The 26199-nt window shown below is 53.0% G+C and carries 9 protein-coding genes; 8 read left to right on the top strand and 1 reads right to left on the bottom strand.

All coding sequences use genetic code 11. From position 1 onward, the window contains the following. Nucleotides 1-11 precede the first annotated feature (11 nt). The 6 genes from PLF13_03030 to ggt all read left to right on the top strand — a co-directional run bounded on the left by PLF13_03030 (nucleotide 12) and on the right by ggt (nucleotide 21794). Nucleotides 12-9662: an Ig-like domain-containing protein gene (locus PLF13_03030; GenBank protein ID HOP06244.1), complete on the top strand. Its 9651-nt coding sequence runs from the start codon at nucleotides 12-14 to the stop codon at nucleotides 9660-9662. A gap of 578 nt (nucleotides 9663-10240) precedes the next feature. After that, complete coding sequence (locus PLF13_03025; protein ID HOP06243.1) at nucleotides 10241-13579, top strand: hypothetical protein; 3339 nt, start codon at nucleotides 10241-10243, stop codon at nucleotides 13577-13579. A 377-nt stretch (nucleotides 13580-13956) separates the two neighbouring features. Next, complete coding sequence (locus PLF13_03020) at nucleotides 13957-16338, top strand: S8 family serine peptidase (protein HOP06242.1); 2382 nt, start codon at nucleotides 13957-13959, stop codon at nucleotides 16336-16338. A 268-nt stretch (nucleotides 16339-16606) separates the two neighbouring features. Further along, entirely contained in the window at nucleotides 16607-17485 is an 879-nt protein-coding gene (locus PLF13_03015) for a T9SS type A sorting domain-containing protein (protein ID HOP06241.1), read from the top strand. Nucleotides 17486-17893: 408 nt separating this feature from the next. Then, the gene (locus PLF13_03010; GenBank protein HOP06240.1) at nucleotides 17894-20080 is read left to right on the top strand and encodes a beta-galactosidase; all 2187 of its coding nucleotides are present in this window, start codon (nucleotides 17894-17896) and stop codon (nucleotides 20078-20080) included. Then, on the top strand, nucleotides 20061-21794 hold the full coding sequence (gene ggt, locus PLF13_03005; protein ID HOP06239.1) for a gamma-glutamyltransferase: 1734 nt from the start codon (nucleotides 20061-20063) through the stop codon (nucleotides 21792-21794). The genes PLF13_03010 and ggt overlap by 20 nt, the downstream gene beginning before the upstream one ends. Before the next feature lie 76 nt (nucleotides 21795-21870). Here the strand turns inward: ggt and PLF13_03000 are convergent, their stop codons facing one another. Further along, nucleotides 21871-23172 carry a polymer-forming cytoskeletal protein gene (locus PLF13_03000; GenBank protein HOP06238.1) on the bottom strand — a complete coding sequence of 434 codons (1302 nt, stop codon included), beginning with the start codon at nucleotides 23170-23172 and terminating at the stop codon, nucleotides 21871-21873. 418 nt (nucleotides 23173-23590) lie between these two features. On the opposite strand from PLF13_03000, the gene PLF13_02995 reads away from it, so the two are divergent. Together PLF13_02995 and PLF13_02990 are read left to right on the top strand one after the other, a co-directional pair. Then, nucleotides 23591-25150, top strand: coding sequence for a sensor domain-containing diguanylate cyclase (locus PLF13_02995; GenBank protein ID HOP06237.1), 1560 nt, complete (start codon nucleotides 23591-23593; stop codon nucleotides 25148-25150). Between the two features lie 36 nt (nucleotides 25151-25186). Further along, on the top strand, nucleotides 25187-26188 hold the full coding sequence (locus PLF13_02990; GenBank protein ID HOP06236.1) for a glycoside hydrolase family 3 N-terminal domain-containing protein: 1002 nt from the start codon (nucleotides 25187-25189) through the stop codon (nucleotides 26186-26188). The last annotated feature ends 11 nt before the right edge of the window (nucleotides 26189-26199 follow it).

Genomic DNA, 26199 nt, shown 5'->3' with positions numbered 1-26199 from the left:
GTATGCGGATAATGTATAGCAAAACCCTGACATTTATCGTTGCGTTACTCCTGCTGTCGGCCGGAACGGCGCTGGCGCAAACAGCCGCTCCGGAACTTTCTCCAATCGGAGCGCAGACAGTGAACGAGAACAGCAACCTCAATTTCGGAGTGTCGGCTTCGGATGCCGATGCAACCATTCCGACTCTTACGACATCAACGTTGCCTACCGGTGCAAGTTTCACCGATAACGGTGACGGCACCGGGACGTTCGACTGGACGCCCGGATTCTCCGATGCCGGCGATCACGAAGTGCGCTTTTACGCCAATGACGTTGTCACGTCTGATGTCGATTCAGAAATAGTGATTATTACGGTCAATGACGTGAATCAGGCCCCGGTCCTGGCGGCGATTGGCGCGCGCTCGACTGATGAGGGCGTGAACCTGAACTTCACGGTTTCGGCCTCTGACGCCGACGGGACGACACCCACGTTGAGTGCCACGAATCTCCCGACCGGTGCGAGCTTTACCGATAACGGTGACGGAACGGCGACCTTTGACTGGACTCCGACCTTCACCGATGCCGGTCCTTATAGTGTGACGTTTACGGCAAGCGATGGTTCGCTCACTGATGATGAGATTGTTGCTATTACAGTCAACGATGTGAATCAAGCCCCGGTCCTGGCGGCGATTGGCGCTCGCTCGACTGATGAGGGCGTGAACCTGAACTTCACGGTTTCGGCTTCTGACGCCGACGGGACGACACCCACCTTGAGTGCCACGAACCTTCCAACCGGTGCGAGTTTTACTGATAACGGTGACGGAACGGGGACCTTCGACTGGACGCCGACCTTCACCGATGCCGGTCCTTATAGTGTGACATTTACAGCTTCAGACGGCAGCCTGACCGATGATGAGATCGTTGCGATAACGGTCAATGACGTGAATCAGGCTCCGGTTCTGGCGGCGATTGGTGCGCGCTCGACCGATGAGGGCGTGAACCTGAACTTCACGGTATCGGCTTCTGACGCCGACGGAACGACTCCCACCCTGAGTGCTACGAATCTCCCGACCGGTGCGAGCTTTACCGATAACGGTGACGGAACGGGGACCTTCGACTGGACGCCGACCTTCACCGATGCCGGTCCTTATAGTGTGACGTTTACAGCTTCAGACGGCAGTCTGACCGATGATGAGATCGTTGCGATAACGGTCAATGACGTGAATCAGGCCCCGGTCCTGGCGGCGATTGGCGCGCGCTCGACCGATGAGGGCGTGAACCTGAACTTCACGGTATCGGCTTCTGACGCCGACGGGACGACACCCACGTTGAGTGCTACAAATCTCCCGACCGGTGCGAGCTTTACTGATAATGGCGACGGCACCGGGACTTTTGACTGGACCCCCGGCTACACTGACGCCGGATCGTACGATGTTACCTTCACTGCGAGCGATGGTTCGCTCACTGATGATGAGATTGTTGCTATTACAGTCAACGACGTGAATCAGGCTCCGGTTCTGGCGGCGATTGGCGCTCGCTCGACCGATGAGGGCGTGAACCTGAACTTCACGGTTTCGGCTTCTGACGCCGACGGGACGACACCCACCTTGAGTGCCACGAACCTTCCAACCGGTGCGAGTTTTACTGATAACGGTGACGGAACGGGGACCTTCGACTGGACGCCGACCTTCACCGATGCCGGTCCTTATAGTGTGACATTTACAGCTTCAGACGGCAGTCTGACTGATGATGAGATTGTTGCTATTACGGTCAACGACGTGAATCAGGCCCCGGTTCTGGCGGCGATTGGTGCGCGCTCGACCGATGAGGGTGTGAACCTGAACTTCACGGTTTCGGCTTCTGACGCCGACGGGACGACACCCACGTTGAGTGCCACGAATCTCCCGACCGGTGCGAGCTTTACTGATAATGGCGACGGCACCGGGACTTTTGACTGGACCCCCGGCTACACTGACGCCGGATCGTACGATGTTACCTTCACTGCAAGCGATGGTTCGCTCACTGATGATGAGATCGTTGCGATAACGGTCAATGACGTGAATCAGGCTCCGGTCCTGGCGGCGATTGGCGCTCAGTCAACTACTGAAGATGTTAATCTGAACTTCAATATCTCAGCTACCGATGCTGATGGAACTATCCCGAGCTTCACGGCTGACAACCTTCCGACCGGCGCGACCTTCACCGATAACGGTGACGGAACGGCCACCTTCGACTGGACTCCCGGCTACACTGACGCTGGATCGTACGATGTTACCTTCACTGCGAGCGATGGTTCGCTGACAGATGATGAAGTCGTCACGATTACAGTCAATGACGCCGGTAACCAGGCCCCGGTCCTGGCGGCGATTGGCGCGCGCTCGACCGATGAGGGCGTGAACCTGAACTTCACGGTATCGGCTTCTGACGCCGACGGAACGACTCCCACCCTGAGTGCTACGAATCTCCCGACCGGTGCGAGCTTTACCGATAACGGTGACGGAACGGCGACCTTTGACTGGACTCCGACCTTCACCGATGCCGGTCCTTATAGTGTGACGTTTACGGCAAGCGATGGTTCGCTCACTGATGATGAGATTGTTGCTATTACAGTCAACGATGTGAATCAAGCCCCGGTCCTGGCGGCGATTGGCGCTCGCTCGACTGATGAGGGCGTGAACCTGAACTTCACGGTTTCGGCTTCTGACGCCGACGGGACGACACCCACCTTGAGTGCCACGAACCTTCCAACCGGTGCGAGTTTTACTGATAACGGTGACGGAACGGGGACCTTCGACTGGACGCCGACCTTCACCGATGCCGGTCCTTATAGTGTGACATTTACAGCTTCAGACGGCAGCCTGACTGATGATGAGATCGTTGCGATTACGGTCAATGACGTGAATCAGGCCCCGGTCCTGGCGGCGATTGGCGCTCGCTCGACCGATGAGGGCGTGAACCTGAGCTTCACGGTTTCGGCCTCTGACGCCGACGGGACGACACCCACGTTGAGTGCCACGAATCTTCCTACCGGTGCGAGCTTTACTGATAACGGTGACGGAACGGGGACTTTTGACTGGACGCCGACCTTCGCCGATGCCGGTCCTTATAGTGTGACATTTACAGCTTCAGACGGCAGCCTGACAGATGATGAAGTCGTCACGATTACGGTCAATGATGTGAACCAGGCTCCGGTCCTGGCGGCTATTGGGGCTCAGTCAACTACTGAAGATGTCAATCTGAACTTCAATATCTCAGCGACTGATGCTGATGGAACGACGCCGAGCTTAACGGCTGATAATCTCCCGACGGGTGCTACTTTCACCGATAATGGCGACGGCACAGGGACATTCGACTGGACACCGGGTTACACTGACGCTGGTAGTTATGATGTTACCTTCACCGCGAGCGATGGTTCGCTGACTGATGATGAAGTTGTAACGATTACAGTCAACGATGCCGGTAACCAGGCTCCGGTTCTGGCGGCGATTGGCGCTCAGTCGGTAACTGAAGCAGTCAATCTGAACTTCAATATCTCAGCTACTGATGCCGATGGAACTACCCCGAGCTTCACGGCTGACAATCTTCCGATCGGCGCGACGTTTACTGATAACGGCGACGGCACTGGAACTTTCGACTGGACTCCCGGCTACACTGACGCCGGTAGTTATGATGTCACCTTCACTGCTTCAGACGGCAGTCTGACTGATGATGAAGTAGTCACGATTACGGTCAATGACGCCGGTAACCAGGCTCCGGTCCTGGCGGCGATTGGCGCTCAGTCAACTACTGAAGATGTCAATCTGAACTTCAATATCTCAGCCACCGATGCTGATGGAACTACCCCGAGCTTCACGGCCGATAATCTCCCGACCGGTGCGACCTTCACCGATAACGGTGACGGTACCGGGACTTTCGACTGGACACCGGGTTACACTGACGCCGGTAGTTATGATGTTACCTTCACCGCTTCAGACGGCAGTCTGACTGATGATGAAATCGTCACGATTACGGTCAATGATGCCGGTAACCAGGCTCCGGTTCTGGCGGCGATCGGGGCTCAGTCAACTACTGAAGATGTCAATCTGAACTTCAATATCTCGGCGACCGATGCTGATGGAACTACGCCGAGCTTCACGGCTGACAACCTTCCGACCGGCGCGACGTTTACCGATAACGGTGACGGTACCGGGACCTTCGACTGGACTCCCGGCTACACTGACGCCGGTAGTTATGATGTTACCTTCACTGCTTCAGACGGCAGTTTGACGGATGATGAAGTCGTCACGATTACAGTCAGTGACGCCGGTAACCAGGCCCCGGTCCTGGCGGCGATTGGCGCTCAGTCTACTACTGAAGATGTCAATCTGAACTTCAATATCTCAGCCACCGATGCTGATGGAACTACCCCGAGCTTCACGGCTGACAATCTTCCGACCGGCGCGACGTTTACCGATAACGGTGACGGCACCGGGACCTTTGACTGGACTCCCGGCTACACTGACGCCGGTAGTTATGATGTTACCTTCACTGCTTCAGATGGCAGTTTGACGGATGATGAAGTCGTAACGATTACGGTTAATGATGCCGGTAACCAGGCTCCGGTCCTGGCAGCTATCGGAGCTCAGTCAATTACTGAAGATGTCAATCTGAACTTCAATATCTCAGCGACTGATGCTGATGGAACTACCCCGAGCTTCACGGCCGATAATCTCCCGACCGGCGCGACGTTTACCGATAACGGTGACGGCACAGCGACCTTCGACTGGACTCCCGGTTACACTGACGCCGGTAGTTATGATGTTACCTTCACCGCTTCAGACGGCAGTCTGACTGATGATGAAATCGTCACGATTACGGTCAATGATGCCGGTAATCAGGCCCCGGTCCTGGCAGCTATCGGTGCTCAATCAACTACTGAAGATGTCAATCTGAACTTCAATATCTCGGCCACTGATGCTGATGGAACGACGCCGAGTTTCACGGCTGACAATCTTCCGACCGGCGCGAGCTTTACCGATAACGGTGACGGAACGGCGACCTTCGACTGGACCCCCGGCTACACTGACGCCGGTAGTTATGATGTTACCTTCACTGCTTCAGACGGTAGTCTGACTGATGATGAAGTCGTCACGATTACGGTTAACGATGCCGGTAACCAGGCTCCGGTCCTGGCGGCGATTGGCGCTCAGTCAACTACTGAAGATGTCAATCTGAACTTCAATATCTCAGCCACCGATGCTGATGGAACTACCCCGAGCTTCACGGCTGATAATCTCCCGACCGGTGCTACTTTCACCGATAACGGTGACGGAACGGGGACCTTTGACTGGACCCCCGGCTACACTGACGCCGGTAGTTATGATGTCACCTTCACTGCCTCGGACGGAAGTCTGACTGATGATGAAGTCGTCACGATTACGGTTAACGATGCCGGTAACCAGGCTCCGGTCCTGGCGGCGATTGGCGCTCAGTCAACTACTGAAGATGTCAATCTGAACTTCAATATCTCAGCCACCGATGCTGATGGAACGACGCCGAGCTTTACGGCCGACAATCTCCCGACCGGTGCGAGCTTCACTGATAATGGTGACGGTACCGGGACTTTCGACTGGACACCCGGCTACACTGACGCCGGTAGTTATGATGTCACCTTCACTGCCTCGGACGGAAGTCTGACCGATGATGAAGTTGTCACGATTACGGTCAATGATGCCGGTAACCAGGCTCCGGTCCTGGCGGCGATTGGCGCTCAGTCAACTACTGAAGATGTCAATCTGAACTTCAATATCTCAGCCACCGATGCTGATGGAACGACGCCGAGCTTTACGGCCGACAATCTCCCGACCGGTGCTACTTTCACCGATAACGGTGACGGTACCGGGACTTTCGACTGGACTCCCGGCTACACTGACGCCGGATCGTACGATGTTACCTTCACGGCCTCAGACGGAACCGCTACAGACGATGAAGTAGTCACGATTACGGTCAATGATGCCGGTAACCAGGCTCCGGTCCTGGCAGCGATTGGCTCGCAGCTTGTGGTCGAGGCAATCAATCTTAACTTCACAATTTCAGCCACTGACCCGGATGCTACGATTCCGAGCTTCACGGCTGACAACCTTCCGACCGGAGCTACTTTCACCGATAACGGTGACGGCACCGGGACCTTTGACTGGACTCCCGGCTACACTGACGCCGGATCGTACGATGTTACCTTCACAGCTTCAGACGGAAGTCTGACTGATGATGAAGTGGTCACGATTACGGTTAATGATGCCGGTAACCAGGCTCCGGTCCTGGCGGCGATTGGCGCTCAGTCAACTACTGAAGATGTCAATCTGAACTTCAATATCTCAGCCACCGATGCTGATGGAACGACGCCGAGCTTCACGGCTGACAATCTTCCGACCGGCGCGACGTTTACCGATAACGGTGACGGCACCGCCACCTTCGACTGGACTCCCGGTTACACTGACGCCGGTAGTTATGATGTCACCTTCACGGCCTCAGACGGAACCGCTACAGACGATGAAGTAGTCACGATTACGGTCAACGACGCCGGTAATCAGGTCCCGGTCCTGGCGGCGATTGGGGCTCAGTCTACTACCGAGAATATCCTGTTGAACTTCGCGATCTCGGCCACTGACCCGGATGCTACGATTCCGACGCTGACCGCTACGAATCTCCCGACCGGCGCTACTTTCACTGATAATGGCGACGGCACCGGGACTTTCGACTGGACTCCGGCTTTTGGTGATGCCGGGACTTATAATGTCACTTTTACCGCCTCCGACGGTGAATTAACAATCGATGAGATCGTTGAAATAACGGTGCTTGACAACCAGGCGCCGGTCCTCGATGAGATCGGCTCACAATTCGTAGTTGAAGGCGCGACGCTGTCGTTGCCGACTTCGGCCAGCGATCCCGACGGCACTATTCCGGTTCTAACCGTCTCAGCGTTGCCTTCCGGGGCGACTTATACCGACAACGGCGACGGCACCGGCCTGTTCGAGTGGATTACCGATCCGACTATGGGTGGTGTCTATACGATTACTTTCTATGCCTCCGACGGTGAACTTGAGGACTTCGAGGATGTGGTCATCTCGGTATCCGAAAGCGGTAACCATCCACCGACCATTACCGCGATCGACGACACCACGGTGTTTGAGAACGGTACGCTGGCTGTCGCCGTTACGGCTGAAGATATCGATGCCGATCCGCTCGCGTTGAGTGTCAGCACCCATCTTCAGAATTACACTTTCGTTGACAACGGCGACGGTACCGGTTTGTTGACTTACACCCCGGACTACTTCGATGCCGGACTTGACACGGTCAAGATTTACGCGACAGAGCTGGGTTCACAGGGTCTGGTGGCGCTTGAGATATTCTCAATTACCACGGTTGATGTCAACCAGCCTCCGGTAATCGATTCCGTCGGTCCGTTTACGGTCGATGTCGATGATGTTCTTGAATTCGAAATTGTCGCGACCGATTCGGACGAGGATTCCACGGCGGTGGTGTTTCTGTCCATTGTTGGCAGTCTTCCGACCAACGCCTCTTTCGTCGACAACGGCGATAATACCGGAAGTTTCAGTTTCACCCCTGAATACGGTCAGGAAGGGGACTACACGATTACGTTCCTGGCCATCGATCAGGGCTCGCCTCAGCTCAGCTCGACTCGGGCGGTAGATATTACGGTTAACGGCATTAACATCCCGCCGGTGCTCGACTCGATCGGTACTCAGAAACTGTACGAGGGTGAGACTCTGCTGTTGAACCTTAGTGCTACCGATATTGACGGCACCGAACCGCCGACCTTCAGTACCGACACTCTGTATGAGAACATGAGCCTGGTCGACAACGGCGACGGTACCGCGGTCTTCACTTTCACGCCGTCGTTCCTTCAGGCTGGTCTTTATTCAATCAAGTTCCGGGCATTCGACGGCCATGATTACGACCGCGAGGTGGTTCTGATCCAGGTTCGCGAAGCCGGTAATCAGGCGCCCTATTTCGATCAGATCCCGGCAGGTCTCCAGGTTGTTGAGGGAACAGTCCTCACCGATGTAGTGTATGCCGTTGATCCCGAACTCGGTACGATCTCGATCTCCCTGGTCGATGGTACCGTTCCGAATAATTTCTACCTGATAGATAACGGCGACGGTTCGGCCGGATTCCAGTTCAGTCCGGATTACACCCAGCAGGGTGTCTATGATATCGGGCTGGAGGTGACCGACGGTGAATTATCTTCACAGTCTACATTGTCGATCGAGGTGGTCGACGCCGGTAACCAGGACCCGGTGCTTGATCCGATCGGTGATAAGACCGTTGATGAGCATGTCGCGTTGACTTTTTCGATAACCACCAGTGATCCGGACGGTGATTACCCGGTGATTACATCCTCGACCTTGCCGGGTACGGCCACGCTGGTTGACAACGGCAATGGTACGGCTAATTTCGCCTGGACACCGACCTACGATGACGCCGGTGAGTACCCGGTGACATTCTATGCTACCGATGCCGCCGAGCCATCGGATGTTGTATCGGAGGAGATTACTATCACGGTGGTAGATATTAACCGTGCGCCGTGGTACTTCATGTCGCCGTTCCAGCAGGATACCCTCCAGGAATCAGAGACCTTGACTTATGAAATATCCGCCTGGGACGATGACGGCACGCTTCCGGATATCGTAGTGACTCTCGACGGAACCGACACTCTGGCTACCAATATGGAATTCACCTCGACGATCAACGGCACGAATCGTGAGGGTACGCTGACCTTCTCGCCCGATTACACTCAGGGAGACAACGATCCTGACTTCTATTATGTCCGCTTCAGTGTACACGATGAGATGAACTACGAGTTGACCCGTTCAGAAGTGGTGACGTTCCGCGTGTACGATAAAAACGAGCCGCCGCATATAACGGTCAATGATCCGGGTCCGATCACGATCAATGAGGGAGGCTCGGTTGACAACCTGGCGGCGCTGGCGGAGGACAACGACGGTACCGTAACGCTGACCGTTGACGGTCTTCCGGACAGCAACTATACGTTGTCACAACCGGCCACCTATGCGCTTGTTTTCAACTTCTTCCCGGATTATAACCAGGCCGGTACTTACCAATTGCGTTATATCGCTGTTGATAACGACGGCGCTGCTGATACGTTGTTCGTAGATATTATCGTCCTCGAAGCAGGCAACCAGTCTCCATACTGGGAAGAGTACCTGCCCTCTACGGTCACTGTATATGTCGATCAAACCTTTGATACGACGCTGGTGGCAATTGATCCCGAAGGTCTGCCGGTGACGCTTACGATGGATGTATCAATACCGAACGCCAATTTTGTTGTCACGGACAACACCGGTGTGTTCAGCATCACCGCTGATCCGACTCAGAACGGCGAAAGCTACCCGGTCACTTTCACCGTAACCGATTCCGAGTCGGCCACTGATGTGATGACAACCACTTTTGTGGTGGCAACCTACTTGCGGGGTGATACCGACGGTAACCTCAAGTTCACCATTAACGATGTTATCTACTTGGCTGCCTATATGTTCCGGCAGGGAACAGCGCCGGCACCGCTGGAGTCTGCCGATGCCGATGCGAGCGGGCAGGTGGATGTCTCGGATATTGCGTACATGGTGAATTTCCTCTATCATTCCGGTCCTCGCCCACCGCAATAATTGCGACGCTTCCGGGTTTGTTTTTAAGAATGCGAAAAGGCCGCTGAAAAGCGGCCTTTTTTTACGTAATTTAATATAGGACGGGAACTTGCAGGTGGAACATTTTGCCTAGTGTTTCCCAAAAAGTCTTGACAACTCCACTCTGCTACATTATACTGATTTAGCCTGAGCCTGTGTAGACAGGCTTAGCATTCACGGTCTTACGTTCTGTCTCGCCTGATGAGTGTGGCAAATCATTAGGCATAATGGGAACCGATGGCTATAACCGGAACCCGGAATTAAGAAGTAAACGAAGAACGTTTCTTGGCTATTTTATTGAACGCTTGCATTTCAATCTACAGTGATTTTTGGGATGTTTCAACCCGGAACAAGACAACCTATTTGCCGCGTATGTCGGCTAAGTGACGAGAGGAGGTGCATCCAGGAACAGACGAGTAAGAATTTTACGGTTGCGTTTTTCTTGGTTCGAAATTTCTGCAGACAAGAACCGCTCAATGCGACGGAGCGGTAAACTGGTCTGTCTTTGAACCCAAAGGAATAAGTTGGGAACTTGTTAACCTTTCGAAAGGAGCTATTGAATGAGGAGATTTTCAGTACTGTTGGTACTCTCCTTGCTGGTGGTAGCCTTCATGGCCATGTCGGTTACTGCTGCTAAGGCCCCGAATACGTCGCGCGTAAAGAATCCGTTGCTTCTGAAGCAGACGGAGTATGCGTTCCCGAATGAGAACGACTATACGCGGACTACTCGCATGACGGCCGACGAACAGTCTTCGGCCCTGGGCCAGGTTAGCGCTGCTACGGCCTCCCCGGGCGTTGCCATTGGTGACACCTGGTATGATTATCAGCACAACGGCAGAATGACCCGTATGGTTGACTGGGGTACCAGCGCCGGTGAGGGTTTCATTGTCCACTTCCTGTGGATGTATCTGCCGGGTCCGGTTATGGAAAATCGTGAATATTGCTACAATGCTTATATCGCCGACGACGGTGCTTTTGTGGACCCGACTGGTGTCCAGGCGACCGGCGACTACGGTGGCTATGTGGCTTTGGATGTGACTAACGACAACCGTGCTGTTGCCGGCGGTCATAACAACCAGGGTGCCGGCATTCAGTGCCACACTTACTGGGATTATTCACCTGCTTTCGCGTTCTTCGGCAGTGGTTCCCGCGTTGAGGATTCTACCTCGGCCTGGGCTACCGGTCAGAACTTTCAGGTCGACTCCCTGAAGTCGATCATTTGGCCGTCGATGGTCTACCAGGAAGTTCCCGGTCAGACCCCGGTCCTGCACCTGTTTGCTCAGGTGTCCGAGCCGGACGCCGCCGACCCGCAGGCGATCGTTTACTTCCGTAAGGTTGGTGTCGATGCTGCCAACGCTTACGATTATCCGCCGTACGTCGTTGACACTGTCTTCGACATCGCTCAGGATGTTTGCGCTTCCTCGACCACCGGTAAAGTTGCCCTGGTCTGGATCGGCAACCGTCCGGACGACGGTGACTGTGACACCTGCTCCTCGAACGATGGTCAGCAGTATGTCCAGTGGGATAACGATATTTACTATCAGACTTCCGATGACTATGGTGTCACCTTCAACAATCGCGTCAACCTGACGATGAACGTTGATGGTGTTGACGGCTATCGTCCGTACACCGACCTGCAGTCATTGATCGACAGCGACGACTACCTGCACATCGTGTGGAGTGCTCGTTTCTGGCCGGCCGACGCCAACTCTGGCGGAAGTGCCGGTTTGTATCGCTGCCGCATGTTCCACTGGGGTGAAAACCTCGGTACCGGCGGCTTTAGCGGCGGTTCTGCCCTTATCCGTACCGCTGCCAACCTGGAATGGGATCAGACGACCTGTACTCCGGGCGCCTGGCAGCTCCAGGGTTCCAAGATGAGCATCTCTGAATGTGATGGTAAGTTCTACTACCTTTATGTTCAGTACAACGACATCCCGGCCGGCATCGAAGATGACTGCTCGGCTCGTGGTATTGACCAGTCCGACATCACCGGTGCTGCCAACGGCGAACTGTACGTGGTTGTTTCCGATGACGGTGGTCTGACCTGGGATAAGGCTCGTGACATCACCAACTCCCGTACCCCCGACTGTGACTCCGCGACCGGTGTCAACGGTGCCTGCGACTCCGACAACTGGCCGTCAATGGCCCGTTTCGGTACCAACCAGACCGGCGCCTACGGTTTCCCGTCAGGCGTTGTGGTTGACCCGTCTGGTTCCTACACTGGTGATTACTACCTCGACATTCAGTACATTCACGACCTTGATCCAGGCGGAGTTGTACAGGATGAAGGTACTTGGCAGTTGGCTGACGTTATGTGGATGCGTCTGGCCTGCGTTGAGCCGATCCCGGTGGCTCTGCTCAACACCTCGATCACTCAGATCGACTTCCCGGCTTACACCAAGCACGGTATTCCGCTCGATACTCCGCTGGTTCTGGAGAACTCCGGTAATACCGACATGAACGGTACTTTTGCCGTTACCGAGACGGTTGGTCCGGTCAGTGGCTGGTTGACTTCTAGCTTCACCGGCGCCGTTACGGTTCCTTCCGGTCAGAACAACACCGTTTCCGGTACTGTTACCCTGAACGCCGGCGGCGCAGTCAACGCTCCTGGTACTATTGTGTACCTCGAGGGTGAACTGAGCATCACCGGTAACCAGGAAGATTCCCCGACCATTATCCCGGTCAGCTTCTGGGTTGCGGATACGGTCATTTCTCCTGAATGGGATACTATCAGCACTGGTTGCTTCTCGCTGGCCGTTGCCTCTAACGGTAACTTCGGTCTGCAGGGCGAAGGTGGTGTGAACCTTGACTTCTTCAACTACGGTGACTGCGACTACGTGGATGCCGGTGTAACCGACTCAGTCCCGGGCGATGCCTCGGTTTATCTGTTTGACGGTTCCCCGATCATCTGCTGGCTGGATGAGACCGACACCGTTCGTTGTAACTACTCGATGTTTGGCGAAGGCTACCTGTCCGATCACGGCTTCTTCCCGATGGGACACGTCGAGCCGACCAACATGGGTGATTATGACCTGTATCAGTCTTCATTCGTCACTCGTGACACCGGCATCATGCTCGAGAAGAACTGGATTGCCCCGCATGAAGGCGACTCCTGTGAGTTCATGATCGAGCACCTCAAGATCTATGTGGTCGACGGTGAAACTCACGCCGGCCTCGCGATCGGTGAAGGTATGGACTGGGATATCCCGTCTGACTCCGGTTCCTGGAACCGCAGCGGCTTCGATACCGGCCGCAAGCTGATCTATCAGATCGGTTCCGAGATTGAGGACTCTCTGGGCGATGCTCTTGAGTGCCAGGAAAACGATCTGCGCTATGGTGGTATGGCTCTCATCGCTGTACTCGAAAACAGCACCATGAACAATACCTACCGTAACGCTTACACCATGGACAACTCCACGCAGGTTTACGATTTCGGTTATTTCGCGGATGACTCGCTGTGGAAGTACATGGGCGACAACCTTGGCTTCACGGCCTCCGACTCGGTTGATGCCGACCTGCACATGGTCTGGACCTTCCGGTGGGATTACACCCTTACCCCGACCGACACTCTCGAAGTCTACAAGCTGTTCACGACTTCCAAGGACGGCGAAGCTGACTTCTTAGCCAGAGTCGATAAGGGTATGGTTTGGTCTGAGAATAACCTCGGCCTCACCTTTGGTTGCTGCCAGGTCGTTGGCGATATCAACCATTCCGGCGCCGGTCCCGACATTTCGGACCTGGTCTACCTCGTGACTTACATGTTCTCGGGTGGTCCTGAGCCGCCGTGTATTGAAGAGGCTGATATCAATGGTTCCGGTTCCGGTCCGGATATTTCCGACCTGGTTTACCTGGTAACCTACATGTTCTCGAGCGGTCCTGCTCCGGCAGACTGTCTGTAAGGCTTGAATTATAAAGGGATCCGAAAGGATTCCCTGGCAATAAGCCTGAGGCCGTTTCCACCTAAGTGGAGACGGCCTCTTTTTTGTTTGGAAAATCCCCGTAAGTTACTATATTGTAAACGAGTCATACCGCCGAGGGCCGCCTGAATCAGTCGGTTCTCACTTTAGTTCCTACACGGCAGGCATTTGGGCAGAGAGCCTGATATCGGTTGCAGACGTGCAGTCCAGTGGATTTCGCAATCCTGTTGTTAATGAATGAGTCAAAAAAGCCATGCCTTGTCGAGTTAGGCTAAATTACTGACAGACTTTGACGTAAATAGATAGTAAGGACATACGAGAGCTAATATCTTTATAGAATTGGAGAGCATGTGATGCAAATGATGGGCAAGGCTTTCCTCGCTGCCGTATTCTTGGCTGCGCTGACCCTGATTTTTGCCGGATCGGCTACAGCAGTGGTAGTTGAGGGAGCGGATCAACCGGAACCTCATATCATGCCCGGGCTGGTTACGGTCGTTCTTGAGGATGACGTAAACGTTGCCAGTCTAAGCACTTCTTTTGGTCTGGCCAGTTTTGCTGTACCGACCCTCGATGATGTCATGGCTAAATATCAGGTTAGTCAGGCACGCAGCATTTTCCCCTGGGAGAAGGAGCGTCCCGATAAGAACTCCAATAAGGTGGATTTTACTCGGTATTACGAGTTGAAGTTCCCCGAGAACATCGACCTCAATGAGGTGATCGATGCTCTCATGCAGAATCCGCATATTCGTCAGGCTGAGCCGGTCTGGGCCATGCCGCTGGCGAAAGATCCTAATGATCCGTCATGGACCAGTCAGTACCACATTGTCAGCACCAATATGAATCTCCGAGGCGCCTGGGACATTGAGACCGGTTCTGATTCAATTATCTTCGCCATAGTTGATTCCGGTGTTGGTTATTTGCACCCCGACTTGACCGACAACATTTGGGTCAATCCCGGTGAAGATGTGGACGGCGACCATGTTGTTTATGATACCGATGATCTGAACGGTATCGACGATGACGGCAACGGAGTTGTCGACGATCTGATCGGTTACGATTTCTTCACGGGATTCACCGGCATTACGGTTCATCCCCTTGAGGACGGCGGTACCCCCGATCCGGATCCGATAGACTTCAACGGTCACGGTACGCATTGTGCCGGTATTGCGGCCGCAGCTACCAACAACGGCGTCAATGTTTCCTCCATGGCCGGAGGCTGGTTCGGTGGTCATCGATCATTCCGGGGCATTCGCATCATGTGTCTGAGAGTTGGCGCCAGCGCCAGCGACGGCAGCGGTTATGTTAACTCGAACAATTGTGGCTCAGCTATCCAGTACGCTGCCCGTAACGGCGCTAAGATAGTATCCTGCTCCTGGGGCTCTTCGAGCACCACAACTATGAACGCAGCTATGACTTTAGTTGACTCCGCCGATGTGACTATCTGCCATGCCGCCGGAAACGATAACTGCAACTGCCCGGATTACCTTGATTATGATCCGAGCGGTATCGAAGTTCTTTCAGTGGCTTCGGTTGGTAGTGGCGATGTGAAGTCCAGTTTCTCCAATTACGGTGTCTGGGTGGATGTTTCGGCCTTTGGTGAATCTATCCTTTCGACCTACACCTATGGTGCTTCGCACACGAACACTGTCGCAACCCAGGGTGGCACCTCGATGGCATGCCCGATGGTGGCTGGTCTGGCGGGTCTCATTCGTTCGACAATGCCTTCGCTGACCAAATCTCAGGTGGACTCTCTGATCGAGAGTACGGCCGATGATATCTATGGAGTAAATCCGAGCTATGACCAGCTCCTTGGCTCCGGTCGTATCGATGCCTACAACGCCTTGGCCGATCTCGGCAATGCCAAATTCAGCGCTGATTACACTGAGGGTCAAGCTCCGCTAACCGTTAATTTCACCGACCTTTCTCCCAACTCACCGACTTCCTGGGAGTGGACTTTCAGCGATGGAGGCAGTTCGTACGATCAGAATCCGGTTCACACCTTCAACGATCCCGGCATCTATGATGTCTCGCTGGTTGTAGACGATGCTTCGCTCCTTGGTCCCGGTGAAGAACATCTGAAAAACTACGTCTGGGTAACGGCCGACACTGCTCATATGGACTCGATCGTGGCCGCCAAGGGTGAACATATCATGCTTCCGCTAAATCTGACCAACACGGTTCAGATCAAGGAAATCCAGCTCAATTTCGATATGACTAACTCCATGGGCATCACCTTTGATTCTTTCTCCGTGGTCGGAACACGAACGGAGTATTTCAATTATGTCCAGAAGAACGTTGAACTGAGCAATCAATACTACGGTATTCTCTTCCGCACGGATGCCACCGGAGCCGGTTCGAATTATCTCCAGCCGGGAAGCGGACCAATCGCGAATCTCTATTTCTATGTCAGTCCGAGCGCCTCGGCTGGCGTGCTGGAGATCGACACGCTCAAGCTGGGTTCCAAAGTTCCGCGTATGACCACGATCTGGGGTGACTACTACCCGGTCAATATCGCCGGTAAGATTGTCGTTCCGTCCTGCCTGCGCGGCGATATGAACTGCGACGGCGCCATAGCGATCGATGACCTTGTTTTCATGGTTGCCTACATGTTCAGCGGCGGCCCGGCCCCCGATCCGTTCTACGTGATCGACGTCAACGGCTCGGGCGGATTGCCGAACATCGAAGATCTGGTTTATCTGGTCGACTACATGTTTAATGGCGGACCACAGCCACCGGCGTGAGCCGAGTAACATGCTTCGAATAATCGAAGGCGGATCGTTTACGATCCGCCTTTTTTGTTTCCAAAGGCTTGATTTTTATTGACTCGTATATAGGGTGCTCGTATAATTTAGGAACGTGTGGAGTGTGTACTTCATCGGATGCGGGTGTATGCCTGTAGCATCGTAAGGAGGTGTTTTTAGTAAAGGGAACTTGCTAATTTTGATGGCATCTTAAACATTGGAAGACAACAAAACGTTTTTTATAAGAAGATAGGAGTTTCGAGATCTTATGAAGAAAATGCTAATTGTTTTACTTGGACTTATGGTCCTTTCCGGAGTTTCGGCGTTCGGTCAGAGTATCACCCTTGATCAGGTGGTTGCAGAAACAGCCAGCCCCACTTCGACCGACTCTCTCAAGACCGGTCAGGAAGTAGTTTTCTATATCAGGTTTACCAACAGTACTACTGAAGCCATCTCTGGAACAACCAACGGATTTCGCTTTTATTCTGAAAACGGCGCTGAATGGTCGGACGTGTCCGGGGATACACTTGGGACGCTGACGAAAACTATGATGGACGGCGGTCTGTTCATAGACGATACTACTCGTGTCACTGGCAACGCCTCCGACACGGTTGGTTTCAGTACTTTCAAAATGTTTGGATCAGGTATGGCCGTTGGCTTTGATGATAGAGTAATAACGTTGACGATTGGCCCATTGGATATCTCCAACCACGGAAAAACGATCTGTCTCGACTCAAGTTACTATCCGCCTTCGGGTCTCTGGAAATGGGCGACATCTGTTGACTATTTCCCGACATGGGATGGCCCGCATTGTTATACTATTATTGATCCGCTCAATATATCTGATCGCCCCGGCTCAGGTCTTCCGGAAGCCTGGTCACTTGGTCAGAACTACCCGAACCCGTTCAACTCTTCGACCCAGATTCAGTTCGACGTGAAATCTCGCGCCAACGTATCACTGGTCGTTTACAACGTTTTGGGACAGCAGGTCGCGACTCTGGTCGATGAGACCATGGCGGCCGGTTCCTACACGGTTGACTGGGACGGCTATTCCGACGGCGGCAGTTCGGTCTCTTCGGGCATTTATTTCTATCGCCTGCAGACCGACAACTTCGTTGACACCAAGAAAATGGTATTGATGAAGTAACCTGTTGGTTACGATAGATTATCAAGCCCCCGGCGCTCTTGCCGGGGGCTTTTTATTGTCGAATCTTCGTGATTCCGGCGAGTGTGACAATGACCGTGAGACAAAAGGGAATGTTGAAGAGGCACACCTCCCGGACATTCAGTAAGACACAACTGCAATGCGGGCGACGCAAGGCCGCCCACTACACGAGATCAAAACTTTCATCCGTACAGTGACGGGATTTAGTCTCTGCCGAGTCCGTGCCGGGTCTATTATGTGCCGGGTGTGGTGTTCGTTGGGCTGTGTTTGTAACCGGCAGTCCTACAGTTGGTTAGGTGAATAATGTTGACTTTATAGGGTGATTATGGTATTATGAAAGACTGAAAAAAGCCCTGAAAAACATTAAGTTGTTGATAGATAAGGCGTTATATGTTAGGTGTTATAGGCAATAAGTTCTCTATCGGTAAGGAAACCTATCATCCGTTTTCGGCGGAACTGCACTACTTCCGGATCGACAAACGCTATTGGTCGATCTGTTTTGAGCGGATCAAGCGTGCCGGATTCCGGATCATTTCCACCGCCGTGCCATGGAATGTTCACCAGGACGCCTCAAAGCATGTGGACTTTAGCGGATTTTCCGATCCAAAGAAGGATCTTGTTGTATTTTTAGAGCTGGCCCGCGAGTTCGGCTTCAAGGTGATTCTTCGTCCCGGTCCCTGGGTTTGGGGGCAGCTTGAATATGGTGGCCTGCCTAAGTACTTGTTCAACGACATTAAGCTGCTGGCGCGTGACTGTAATGGACAGGAGCAGAAGTTCGAGAACGACCACGGCGTGGAAACCGGGTATCTTCCAAGTTATTTACACAAGACCTTCCAGTTCCATCTCAAGACTTTTTTCCGCAATTTCATTGAGGTGACCAAGAATTACGTTCACCCGCGCGGTCCGGTGTTCATGGTGGAGCTTGATTATGAAACATCGTTCGGACGGCGCCTGGATCCAGGTTCAGCCGATTACAACCCCGATGTTGTAGCAGAGTATTATCCGCGGTTTCTTGAGGATCTCTACGAAGATATCAAGAAACTCAACGCTGTTTACCGTGAGAAAAATGAGACTTTCGATACGGTAGAACCGCCGCGTAAGTTTACGGATTTGGAGCAGAAGGATTTCTGCAAGGTGCTCGACTGGATGCGTTTCCGGGAGTATATGCTCCGTGAGTATCTGGAGATACTGGAAGACGTTTTTACGTCCTATACGGTTGAGCCGCTGATTTATCGTTCGCTCTATTTCCAGCCGGGGGATATCCTTCCAGCCTTCAACCTTGTTCCTGATGACCGTCAACCGTTCCTAGGAGCCAATGTATTCCCGGATCAGGGGAATTATTTCGATCTTAGCGTTCGGGCGCGGTTTCTTAAGGCCGAGTACGGATTTGCTTTCGCGACGTCGTTCGTGTCAGGCGCAGCGGCGGCCGATGCCAAGCGCGAGCAGCTTATCGCGCCGGTAACCAACAACAGTCGGCGGTTCTATCTGGCAGCAGCGTTATCCTCCGGTTTCAAGGGACTGAATCATTACATGTTCGTTGATCGTGACCATTGGTACGGTGCTCCGCTTCATAACGATGGAACGATTTCAGACGGTTATGATGTTGCTTCTAAGTTTAACCAGGCTATTACCGAAGTCGGTCTCGAGGAGATGGACACTAAGTCGGATATCGCCGTAGTTGGATCACGCCTTTACTATTGGCTGCGCGGATTGTCTCATGAGAAAATCATGCCGTATTTGCCCCAGTTACTTAACGGATCCACGGTTGGTTTCTGTCGTGACCTGATGCGCCTTAAGCTAAGTTACGGTATTCGCGAGAATCGTGATTGGGAGTCGATCAAGAACTACCGTCTTGTATTCGTACCAACCTCGGAAGTTATGCCCGAGGCGGACCAGGAAGCTATAGTCGAGTTAGCCAAAGCCGGTTGCACGGTGGTGCTTTGCGGTTTGATGCCTCGTTATGACGAGTATTTCAGAGACTGTCAAACCCTGGCCAACCATTTCAGGATCAGGACAACGGTTGATTATCATATCAACACCGTCTCTCATAAGAACGGCGAATTCCCCTGTAATGTCTACGGTTCAATCCGCTCCGGTGATGAGTCGAAGGTTAAGAAACTTTGTAAGGCCGGCTCCAAAGTAGTTGGTGTTTGTTCCTCGCGTTTCAAAGGACAACTTTTCCTGTTCAGCTTCGACATTGCCTCAGGCGGCAACCATCAGAAACTGGCTTTCCTCGAATCGGTGCTGGAGAGTACCGGAGTGGTATCATATCTGTATTGCAGTGATCCTTCGGTCGATATCTCCTTCCATGTGGGCGAGAAGAAGAGTCTTCTGTTCGTGGTGGCGCCGCCGCCCGGACAACTGTCCGATGGTTTCGAGTCCGGCAACAAGGATGTCATCATAAAGGCGGATCTCAAAGCGGCCGGTATGAAAGCGGCCAAGGTCAAACTGACCAACTTGTTCGACGGCGAGAACGCTGTTCCGATCAAGACTACCGCCAAGGATTTGAAGGGAGGCATTCAGCTCAATGTCACTTTCCCGGACGGTCATATCTATCTTGTCGAAAGACGACCGTAACAGAGTCAATCTCAGTTCCAAGCTCATAATAGCATCGATAGTGACCGTCGCCGTTCTGGCGACGGTCGCCTTTGCCTTTTTCGGATGCTCCGGTGTCGGCGTTTCGCATCTTCATGAGAACGGGGTGGTGGCGACATCATCGCCGGTGGCGACACGTATCGGACTTCAGGTGCTGCAGCAAGGTGGAAACGCTTTCGATGCCGCCGTAGCGGTTGGCTTTGCCCTGGCGGTGGCTTACCCGGAAGCGGGTAATATCGGCGGCGGGGGATTCGCGCTGGTCTATGAGGCGGAATCGGGACAAGTTCGAGCGCTTGATTTCCGCGAGACCGCCCCGGCTGCGGCTACGGAAAAGATGTACCAGACACCTAAAGGGGATGTGATTCCAAATGCTTCCACACTTGGGGCTAAAGCTGCCGGTGTGCCCGGTACGGTCGCCGGTTTGCATGTTCTCTGGAAGGAGTATGGAAGTCGCACCTGGGAAGAGCTGGTTACCCTGGCCGCGGAATTGGCTGATTCCGGATTGATTGTGGATAATCATCTGGCGGCTTCCCTGGATGATTATCAAGATAGCCTCACAACTTTCACTTCGACTGCGGCAATCTTCGCCCCCGGAGGTCGGATACTTAAAGCTGGAGACAGGCTTGTTCAGACCGATTTGGCCAATACCCTATCGGCAATTGCAACCGATGGTCCCGATGGCTTCTACAGCGGGGAGACAGCTCAAAGGATCATTGACTGCATGAAGGAGCACGGCGGGATCATCTCTGCTGAGGATCTGACCGGTTATCAACCGGTGTGGCGCGAGCCGTTGAGCTTCGATTTCGGCCCGCTGAAAGTGTACTCGATGCCGCCGCCGTCATCGGGTGGAATATGTCTGGGACAGATATTGAAACTGCTTGAGCCTTATGATTTTTCGGTATACTCCGCTACTTCTCCGGAGTATATCCATCTTTTCTGTGAGGCGGCCAAGCTGGCTTACGCTGATCGGTCGGAGCATTTAGGTGATCCGGAGTTTTGGACGGTACCGGACAAACTGCTGGACAAGAACTACCTTGACAGCCGTCGCAGACTGATCGATTCCACCCAGGCGCGTCCATCGGATCAGGTTCGTCCCGGTATCTTTGGCAGTGAATCCGACCAGACCACCCATTTCAGCATTCTTGACGCCGACGGCAACATCGTCTCCATGACCTACACGATTAACACTACGTTCGGCTCTAAATTGGTGGTAGACGGCGCCGGATTTCTGCTCAACAACGAGATGGATGACTTCTCGATAAAACCGGGTGAACCGAATGTATTCGGTCTGGTCGGCGGCGAAGCGAACAAAATCGAACCGGGCAAGCGAATGTTGTCGTCAATGTCGCCGACGATCGTGTTCCGTTCCGGCAAGCCCTGTCTGGTATTGGGATCGCCGGGTGGGTCCAAGATCATCACGACGGTGGCACAGACGATTATTAACATCGAACGTTTTGGAATGTCGCTGCAGGAAGCGGTCGATCAACCTCGTTACCATCATCAATGGCTGCCTGATATTGTCTACCTTGAGGAAGGCAAGTTTTCCATTCAGACCAAGCAGGGTCTGATCGGAATGGGGCACGTTATCAAGGAACGAACGCCGTTCGGTGATGTACAGGCGATCATGATCCGGAGTGACGGCCTTTATGAGGGAGCTTCCGATCCGCGCGAAAACGGGCTGGCGCTGGGATACTAGTTTTCTTTAAGCCGTAACTAAATCTATGGAAGCGGTGTCGTATTCGGCACTGCTTCTTTTTCTGCTTTAATCCCGATCATTCAGGGGAGGAGTTGTTATCGGTCTGGTTGGAGAGCGGTTCGTTTGTCGGTAAGGTAACGGTCTGGCGACAATGGCGAATGCCGAGCACTATTCCTCCGGCCCCGAGAACGGAGAAGATCAGGTAGATGGCGGTCCCGATGTACGGAATCCAGCTAAGCAACGCAATCACGACCAGGCCCAGCAGGAGCGGTAGTTTTCCGATGGGGGATGGTTCTTTTCTGGCCAGGCGCATCAGGAGGCAACCCAATACCGGAGCGAAAGCGATTGTGCCGAGGTAGCAGAGCGCGCCGGAGAAAAGACCGGCGAAAGTGGATATTGGCAACATAAGAATCGATACGACCAGCAGCATAGCGCCAATCACAGCCATTTCTCCCGACAGCATGACCAGCCCGATGATTAAAAGCATCAACGAGGTGAACAGCGCTAAAAGCGAGAGGATTCCAACCAGCACAGTCAGTAAACCGACTGCAACGGCAATGGTGGGACGAGTACGAAGTTGTTTGGTTGTTTCTTCGGCATAGCGCCCGAAGAGGAAGATGATGATCAAGCCGAGCAGAAAAGAAGCCAGAATCCGGGAGATTTCAATCAAACTATTTTTCAGGCCGGCTGTTGGAGAAGATTCTTCTTCGAGTTTTTCTTCTTTGCCGGGCAATTGCCAGACGATGTCGCCAAGCACGACTACACCCCCGGCGGTGTCGATTTCCATCTGATGTTCGCAGGTGTAGGTCAGGTTGCCTTTGATGACGGCCGGTGGTGCAATCACCAGTCTTTTCGCTTCGACTTTGACATCACCATCAATCGTGCCGGTGATATGCACATTTTCAGCCTCGGCCTTCAAGTTGCCCATGAGTCGTCCGGCGAAATCGAATTTGTATCCCGAAGCGACTAAATCGCGTCGAATAACTGCGCGGCTGCCGACGCGAGTTTCAAAACCGACCAGAAGCAGCGAACGACCAATGTATCCCTCGATCTCAGCTTGATAAGCAAATGCCCGCAGAGAGCCATCGACCCGGCCTCCCTGACGGTAATTATAAGCGCAGATGTTCTCCGACGCCGCTACTTCTCCGTTGGAGTTGACGGTGTTGGAGAAACAACAGAAATCACCGCCGATGTAACCGTCGACCGTGACAGTGTTGCCGGAAGCGTATAAGTCTCCCTCGATCCGATGGAGATTAGTAATGTGGACTTCGTCGCCGTGTTCGAATACCGCTGCTCCGGCTGCTCCGGTGAGCAGCAGAATCATGATCCCAATAATGACAAGACCGGTTGAGCGAAAATGGTGAGCGGTGTAAGGCAACTTAGAGTCCTCCTAATGACAGATACGTGTTGACTTGTCCTAAGTTACCGGAATAATACGATGAGCCAACCATGATGCCAATGAAAAAAGAGCTTTTAGTTTGGTGCCTGCAATCTCCAACGTCGGCAAGACTCTCAACTGATTGTAGAATTAAATGATTCGACGGATCCGGCCAGAGGCGGTACAACAGCAAGTGATTGAGTCTGCTATGTTATTGTCGGACAGGAAAGTATGCGGACAATTGGGGAACATATATAGATATCGGAACTGAGGTAGGCCGATTCTAAATCAGCCTGAAACATTCATAATTTGTATCTGGCAACCTCACTCGCATGAGCTATTTCTGTAAATCGTTTGGGTACAATAAACAAACTCAAGTATCAGCCGATAAAAAGAGAAGTAGCATGGGAACGTTTTAATGAAACTCTTTTTAGATCGCCATAAAACTCTCCTGCCGAGGATTGATACGATCTATCTGCTGGCGCGAATAATCGTGCTGGTAGGGATTGCCTGGTTTACTCTGGTAGGTAATTATGAGGAAAATGGGAGGATTTTCTTTTATGCCGCGCTGGGGACGTTCGTGCTACATCTTGGTTTTTTCTACTGGGCGATGAAGGGACATTTCGATATCAAGCTGGCATATCTTTCCTCGGTCATATACGATCTTCTGCTCATCCCGACAATTATCCTTTATACCGGCGGCTATCAATCATCCTTTTTCCTGTTGTTTTATCTGACTATAGCTATTGCCGCTTATGTGCTTACCCTTTGGTTCGCCTCGGTCGTAACTTTGCTGGTCTGCGGAGCCTATATTGCGGTAATTTTCCCCGATCTGAATATGTCGCTTTCGTTTGATGTCGCTCTTCGCGTCGGGCTCATGGTCGTAAGTTTTCTGACTATTCATTATGCCTCGGATTATATGCGTCGGTCCGAGAAACGACTCCTGAAGCTGTTCAACACCTTGAACATGCGAACGTCTGAGTTGGAAAAATCTCAGGCTTTAATCGAGATGATTTATGAAAACACCCGTATTCTTGCCTCGATTCTTGATGCCAACGGTGTTGTCAAAGAAGTAGCCCGGATCATGGGAGACGTGCTGGAATATGAGTGTTACAGCATGATCATCCATGACAAGGGGAAGGACTGTATATATCGGATCAGAGCCCAGGGGAACCGCCCGAACTTCCAACTCAAACGAGTACCGGAGGAGGGCATGGGACTGGTTGCCAAGATCTGCGAGCTGGGTGAATCGGTGCGTCTCAAGGATGTTCGTCAGCGCAACGATTACAAGCCGCTTTCAGAAACGGCGCGTTCCGTGATGATTGTCCCGCTGGTTACACACGGAGCTATTAAGGGTGTGCTTACGACGGAGTCTGATGAAATCGATGCCTTCGGCGACAAGGATGTGCAGCTTCTTTCGGTGGTAGCGCGATCGGCAGCGTTGGCTCTGGACAACGCCGAACTGCATCGTAAGACCGAGGAACTCACTATCATTGATGAATTGACGCAGGCGTACAACTACCGTTATTTCGTACAAAAGCTTGAAGAAGAACAGCGGCGTGCCGTTCGTTACGACCTGCCGTTGTCATTGGTAATGGTGGATATCGACTGGTTCAAACGTCTGAACGATACGTTCGGTCATGAACACGGTAATAAAGTTCTGTCTACCTTGTCCGGGATTATTAAACAGTGTATTCGTGATGTAGATATATTCGCCCGCTATGGCGGTGAAGAGTTTGTGATTATTCTACCGCAAACACCCCTGGCTGAGGCAACCCAGATTGGCGAGCGCATCCGAGCTCAGGTTGAAGCCGCCGGTATTGATCTGGGAGCCAAAGAACCGGTGCATATCACCGTCTCTGTCGGTGTCAGTTCATATCCCGAGAACGGCAAGTCACATGAGGAGCTGATCTCAATCGCCGACAAGGCTCTCTACAGAGCGAAGGACGAGGGAAGGAATCTGGTATGTGTAATGTAGTAAGAGGAAATAACTCCATACAGCGGAGGGGATACTTTGAATGACCTGATTTCGCGACTTGGCCAGCTCTTTGTGGTTGGTTTCGCCGGTGAGCAGCCACCGGTGGACTTGCTGAATTTTCTGGCTGAGGAGAGGATTGGGGGCGTTATCTTATTCGGTGAAAGCTGTTCCAGCCTGCAACTGGTACGCGAAAACATCGAACAGATCCGGGAGGCTCTCCAGGGAGCCCGGTCGCCGTTCATTGCGATTGACCAGGAAGGCGGCCGTGTCAGCCGTATCAAAGGTGCTCCGGCTCAGATTCAGGCAGCATCGGAATACGGCAACAGCCTGGGACTGGAAAAGTTTGAAGAGGATTACCGTCGCTCAGCGGTATATCTCGAATCGCTTGGTTTTAATCTTAACCTGGCGCCGGTGGCTGATATCGGGTTTAACCCGAACAATAACTGTCTCCAGGGGCGCACTTTTGCCGACAGCCCGGAGAAAGTGGAGCCATTCGTTCGCAAGGCCGTACAACTGTCCCGTATTGCCGGATTGATATCTTGTCTCAAACATTTCCCGGGTCTGGGGGCGGCGGAGATCGATCCTCATCTGGGGATCGCCGAAGCTTCCTACGACGAGTTGATCTGGCAACAACGGGAGATGCTTCCGTTCCAGGCCGGGCTTGAAGCCGGAGCCGACCTGGTCATGAGTACGCATGTTCGTATCGACGGATTCGGTGATGAAATAGCCACCGCCAACGGTGAGATGATTCAAACGCTTCTGCGCGATCAACTCGCTTTCGATGGTCCGCTCATCACCGATGACCTGACTATGAAAGGGGCTGCCGGTCTTGGACCGTATGGTGAACGAGCAGTCAAGGCGTTCATGGCCGGGCATGATATGTTGCTGTTCGGACCTAATCATGAAGCATCTATGGAGGCATTCGATTTCTTCGAGAATGCCGTTCGTCATGGGGAAATCCCTGTCGAGCGGATTAAGCGCTCTCTGGAAAGAGTGGCATCGGTCAAGTTGAAGCTGGACAGTACGGTTATTCGCTAGTTAATAATCGC

The sequence above is a fragment of the Candidatus Zixiibacteriota bacterium genome, from assembly GCA_035380245.1.
In the GTDB taxonomy this organism is placed as follows: Bacteria; Zixibacteria; MSB-5A5; order GN15; family FEB-12; genus DAOSXA01.
This window is presented reverse-complemented; position numbering and strand designations above follow the sequence as displayed.